5 protein-coding genes are annotated in these 5,661 nt (G+C 40.5%); 2 read left to right on the top strand and 3 right to left on the bottom strand.

Annotated elements, in window-relative coordinates:
• Window positions 1-287: 287 nt before the first annotated feature.
• The 3 genes from CWC14_RS01360 to nadC all read right to left on the bottom strand — a co-directional run bounded on the left by CWC14_RS01360 (window position 288) and on the right by nadC (window position 3,424).
• On the bottom strand, window positions 288-1,517 hold the full coding sequence (locus tag CWC14_RS01360; RefSeq protein ID WP_138560829.1) for a type II secretion system F family protein: 1,230 nt from the start codon (window positions 1,515-1,517) through the stop codon (window positions 288-290).
• Between the two features lie 111 nt (window positions 1,518-1,628).
• Window positions 1,629-2,066: a pilin gene (locus CWC14_RS01355; protein WP_138560827.1), complete on the bottom strand. Its 438-nt coding sequence runs from the start codon at window positions 2,064-2,066 to the stop codon at window positions 1,629-1,631.
• A gap of 512 nt (window positions 2,067-2,578) precedes the next feature.
• The gene (gene nadC, locus CWC14_RS01350; protein ID WP_138560825.1) at window positions 2,579-3,424 is read right to left on the bottom strand and encodes a carboxylating nicotinate-nucleotide diphosphorylase; all 846 of its coding nucleotides are present in this window, start codon (window positions 3,422-3,424) and stop codon (window positions 2,579-2,581) included.
• Between the two features lie 495 nt (window positions 3,425-3,919).
• Here nadC and ampD point away from each other — a divergent pair, with 495 nt between their 5' ends.
• Together ampD and ampE are read left to right on the top strand one after the other, a co-directional pair.
• Complete coding sequence (gene ampD / locus CWC14_RS01345) at window positions 3,920-4,465, top strand: 1,6-anhydro-N-acetylmuramyl-L-alanine amidase AmpD (RefSeq protein WP_138560823.1); 546 nt, start codon at window positions 3,920-3,922, stop codon at window positions 4,463-4,465.
• A 14-nt stretch (window positions 4,466-4,479) separates the two neighbouring features.
• Window positions 4,480-5,331, top strand: coding sequence for a beta-lactamase regulator AmpE (gene ampE / locus CWC14_RS01340; RefSeq protein WP_055013474.1), 852 nt, complete (start codon window positions 4,480-4,482; stop codon window positions 5,329-5,331).
• The last annotated feature ends 330 nt before the right edge of the window (window positions 5,332-5,661 follow it).

The raw sequence follows: 5,661 nt of genomic DNA, 5'->3' as shown, positions 1-5,661 counted from the left end.
ACTAAATTCTGTGTTGATAATACAGTGGTTTTACATAAGTGCAAAATTAGGGTTTAGGTTCAAGGTTAAAGGTTCAAGGTTCAAGGTTCAAGGTTCAAGGTTCAAGGTTCGAGGTTCAAGGTTCGAGGTGTTAGGTTCGAGGTGTTAGGTTCAAGGTTTGAGCGGCGAGTTGCGGGGAATCACCGCGTTTTAATTGTTCTGTAGGCGGGGCTTTATGCCGCGCACTTTAGTTGCGGGCAACGGGCTTCGGGTAACGGGCCTAGAAACTCGAAGCTCGAAACTCGAAGCTAAATAACAGAACCTAGTTGGAATATAGGTAAGTACATGGCCACAATTAAGCCGCCAACTAATACACCTAACACCGCCATTATTAAGGGCTCTAATAGGCTAGATAAGCCATCTACCGCGTCATCCACTTCTTGTTCGTAGATAGTTGCTACTTTTGCCAGCATGCCATCAAGCGATCCTGACTCTTCACCAATGGCGACCATTTGTACCACCATATCAGGGAATATTTTTGAATTACGCATCGCCCAATTCATTTGGTTACCTGAACTCACCTCGGCTTTTATTTCTAAAATAGCATAACGGTACACTGCGTTACCTGAGGCACCAGCTGCGGAATCAAGTGCATCTACCAGCGGCACACCGGCAGCAAAGGTGGTCGATAAAGTACGTGCATAGCGTGCCACCGCTGCTTTATTTAAAATCATGCCGACAACTGGGAGCTTAAGTATGGCGCGGTCGGTGGCATCTCTGAGTGCTAAACTTCTGAGTGCGGCTTCTTTATATATGTAGCCAAATGCCATTACGGCAATCAGTATCATCCACCAATAGGCTTGCATAAATTCAGAAATAGCGATTACAAATAAAGTAAAAGCGGGCAGCTCTGCGCCAAAACCAGCAAATATTTCTTGAAACTGTGGCACTACAAATATCAGCAAGATAGAAGTTACAATACCTGCAACCACTAAAACTGATATAGGATAAAACATGGCTTTTTTAATTTTTGATTTTAGCGCTTCTGACTTTTCTTTATAAAGGGCTACGCGGTCAAATATTTTATCCAGTGCACCTGATTGCTCACCAGAGGCCACTAAATCGCAATATAAATCATCAAAATAGCGAGGGTGTTTTCTAAGTGCGTTAGAAAGCGGCAATCCAGCTTTTACTTCATCGCCAATAGCACCCATGAGCTTGCTAACACTTTTGTTTGTTGAGCCAGAGCCTATCATATCGATCGATTGAATTAGCGGTACACCGGCCATGAGCATGGTAGCGATTTGCCGAGTCACTAAAGCAATATCTTTTGGGGTGATTTTTTGTGCGCTTTGCAAGCCAAATAAAGGTTTGGCTTTGCGTTTTACCTTTGAGGGGGTAATACCTTGTTTTCGTAACTGGGCTTTAACAAGAGATATACTAGAGCCCGATAACTCACCTTCGAGTTTTTTACCTCTAGAACTGACTCCCACCCATTGGAAGGTATCTAAGCTTTTATCTTCTTGCTTGTTTGCCATAAGGTATGTTACCTGATAATAGATATGATTTTAATTGGACTAAAAGAGCAAATAATTACTATAAAAAAGCGCTCATATAAGAGCGCTTGGTATAATTTAAAAAAAAGCTAATTATGCTTGTGGACAGCTCTTAGGTGCTAAAGTTTTATCTGTTGCTAAAGTAGTTGCACAAGTCCATTCACCTGAAGCAGCTCTTGACCAAGTGATAACAGCAGAAGATACTTGAGAAGGCGCTTTGTCTATAGCGCAAGCAATACTACCAATTCCAGTAGCTGCCAAAGAAGCAGTTATGGTGCAGTTTTGAGTAGTCGCATCTTTGACTGCTTTTAAATCAGCAACAGTAGCAACGGTTTCCCCATTATTAGCTAGAATTTCCATCTCAGTCTTAGCGCCTGTGATCTCAGCTAAACCAGCAGTTAGCTTAGACGAAGCTTGGTAATTAGAATAAGCAGGCAGTGCTACTGCTGCTAAAATACCGATGATTGCTACTACAATCATTAATTCAATTAGGGTGAAACCCTTTTGGTTTTGTTGTGTCATTGTTTGCATGTTTCCTCTCCTAAAGGATAATGTTGTGGTAAGCCAAACGGGTATAAGTTTTTAAAATGTAACTTATGTTGTTCACTTAACCTGTTACTACAAAAATAAAATCATTTTGCCAAATTTAGTGCTGTGTTTAAGCGGTAAAATATTGGCCGTTAAAACACACACTGCATGGCGGTTATTCGTTAATTTTTCCCTTACTTGAGCATAAACCTAACTATTAAAAGTTAGTTATAACCCGCGTAAGTTACAAGCTAATTGTAAAATAAACCCTATCGCTTATTTTTACTCTGTCCCTTATAAATGCCTTTTCACTCTTTATAACTAATTAAATATTTAAAACTAGTCAATATGAACGAGTCTAACACTGTTTATTGCGCTTTTGTATGTAAAAAACTTTATAAAAAACGCATTAATTTAATAACTTGTTACAAATAATCCTTTTGTATTATTTAATGCCCTTTTTAAAGTGATGTCAATCAATTAGCGCAAGAAACTATAAATAAATTTTACATTATTTACTCAAATCGCATTGATAAATCGATTGATTGTAAATTTTTTGTAAGTGCGCCACTTGAGATAAAGTCTACGCCTGCTTGCGAGTAGGCTTTTAGTGTTTCTAGGGTCATATTGCCCGATACTTCAAGTTTAGCGCGCTTACTTGTAATACTAACTGCTTGGCGTATTTGCTCTGGATTAAAATTATCTAACATAATAATGTCGGCGCCTGCGTTAATGGCTTGCTCTAGCTCATCAAACGATTCAACTTCAACCTCTATCGATTTATCGGCATGATTTAGCTTAGCTTGAGCTACTGCGTTATTAATTCCTCCACAGGCTGCTATGTGGTTTTCTTTAATTAAAAACGCATCAAACAAACCAATTCGGTGGTTTGCACCGCCGCCACATTTAACTGCATACTTTTGCAGCGCTCTAAGCCCTGGAATAGTTTTACGGGTATCGAGCAGTTGCGTGCTAGTACCGCTTAACTCTTTTACATAGTGCGCTGTAGTTGTGGCCGTACCAGAAAGCGTTTGTACAAAGTTAAGTGCGGTGCGCTCGGCTGTTAAAATAGCGCGAGCAGAACCTGATGCGGTAAATAAAGTGCTATTGGCACTGACAAAGTCGCCGTCGTTCACGCATATATTTACAACCACGCTTGGGTCGACTTGTTTAAACACTTCAATGATTAGGTCTTTACCACAAAAAATGCAGTCTTCACGGGTGATCACTTTCGCATTAGCTTGCTCTGCTTGAGGAATAAGCTGCGCGGTAATATCGCCTTGTTCAGCGCTTTGGTAATTTAGATCTTCATCAAGTGCTAAGGTAACAAGTTGACTAATTAGGGTATGCGAAATAGACATGAAAAAGCTCATAATAGATAATAAATTAACTAAATTTTACTCTGTTTAATTACTAAATAGAAGCAGCTAACAACTAAACTAATCAGCCAGCGCTTAATTTACACGTTAATCATATTTTATCGTTTAGTATTACGCTATCTTTATAGGGTTAAATCTATTAGCATCTTGATATACATCAATTTTGGTTGATTAACCTGAGCGCTGCGAGCTACGGGTAACGGGATGCGTGTAACGGGTTTATAAAATAAAGGTTCTAGGTACTTAGGTTTTAGGCAGAGATTAAGCCAAGCAGGGTGTTTGTGTTGAGTGTAGGCGGGGCTTTACGCCGCGCACATGTAGCAGCGGATTTATTCCGCGTCGGTATTAGGTTCTAGGCTCGCCGCTCGCCGCCCGCAGCCCGCCGCTCGCAGCCCGTCGCCCTTTTTAGGTTTTAGGCAGAGATTAAGCCAAGCACGGTGTTTGGGTTAAGAGCTACATAAGTTTTAAATAAATAGTATGAAAATAGATTCTTTAGGCGTTATAAATAATATTACCCAGCGTGCGTGTAGCCACTTTGACGAGCGACCTGCTCACTGCGATATTTCGCTGTTGGTTATTCATAATATTTCATTACCAGCAGGGGAGTTTAACACCCCCTACGTTGATGATTTATTTATGGGGAATATTGATTGTAATGCACACCCTAGCTTTAGTGATTTAGCAGGGCTTAGAGTATCAGCGCATTGTTTTATTAAACGCTGCGGCGAAGTTATACAGTATGTGCCTTTTGAAAAACGTGCATGGCATGCGGGGCGCTCCTGCTTTGCTGGGCAACAAAATTGTAATGATTTTAGTATAGGTATAGAGCTTGAAGGCACAGATACAATTAACTATACCGATGCGCAATATCAAAGTTTAGCTGCATTGGCGCAGGCTATTATGCAGCGCTATCCAAAAATAACAGCCAGTAATATAGTTGGGCATTGCGATATAGCCCCTGGGCGAAAAACCGACCCTGGAGCGAGTTTTAACTGGCGTAAGTTTTTTAACCTAATTAAATAACTAAGAGTAACAACATGATTTTGGTTTCAATAATAATAGCACTGATACTTGAGCGTTTAGGTGCTCGCTCTGCGCATTGGCAAATGAGTTATTACGCTAATGGCTACTTAACTCGCTCTGTTAATTTATTGACCAATAAAGGTTTATTTGGCACAGCTACGGGGTTTTTAATTTGGCTATTCCTGCCAGTGATTGCTATTGGGTGTGTGTATTTTTTATCTGACTTTGTACTTTGGCAGCTTGTTTTTAATGTGGCGGTGTTATTGGTGTGCTTTGGTTGTGCTAAACAGCGTGCTTTGTATAAGTCGTACCTCAATGCATTAACTCGAGGTGATCAAACTGCAGCTACCTTATACGCTTTGCAATTGGGACAAAAGCGCACAGAGGAGCAACAAGGAGGTGAAACCTTAGGGCAAACATTAGCGTGGGTTAATTTCAGGTTTTATTGTGCGGTTATATTTTGGTTTGTGGTATTGGGTGTTGCCGGTGCTGTTTTTTATGCGCTAGTGCGCACTTTTGCCGACTTAGTGAGTGACAATCGTGATGAAGTAATTGCTAAGCATTTTAAGTTAATCCACCGTTTATTGTTTTGGCTAGATTGGCTCCCAGCGCGTATTACCAGTTTTGGTTATTTAGTGATTGGTAACTTTAATAAAGGAACTAGCTGTTGGCTTCATTACGTGTTTGACTTTTCAAGCCCTAATCGCAAGGTGGTTACTTATACTGCATTGGCCGCCGAGCAAGTTGAAGAGCGCTACTATGGTTGCACCTTTGAAGCCACCTGTATGATCAAACTGGTTAAGCGAAATGTACTTTTCTACTTAGTATTAATTGCCTTGATGACTTTATTTGGTGGTTTAAGTTAAAGACTAGGGGTTAGGTGTTAGGTAATAGGTGTTAGGTATTAGGTGTTAGGTAGAAATTAAGCCAAGCACCGTGTTTAGCTTGGTGTTGGCGGGCTGCGCGAGCAACGGGGGCGGGCTAAAACCTCTTTACCCCCATCCTCTCTTTGTGTAATAGCTTTTAAGTAATTTATTTACCACAGAGAATGCAGAGCACACAGAGAAAGTGACAATCAATGGTTGTTCCCTCTGTGGTTCAAAAAATAAATATATTTGGTGCCTAGAGTTTTAGGTTCTAGGCAGAGATTAAGCTAAGCATAGTGTTGGGTTAATCGTAGATACCATCTCTCTTTA

Source organism: Pseudoalteromonas sp. S3260, assembly GCF_005886925.1.
Taxonomy (GTDB): Bacteria; Pseudomonadota; Gammaproteobacteria; order Enterobacterales; family Alteromonadaceae; genus Pseudoalteromonas; species Pseudoalteromonas tetraodonis.
Note: the sequence above shows the minus strand (reverse complement) of the source record. Positions and strands in the feature narration are given on the sequence as shown.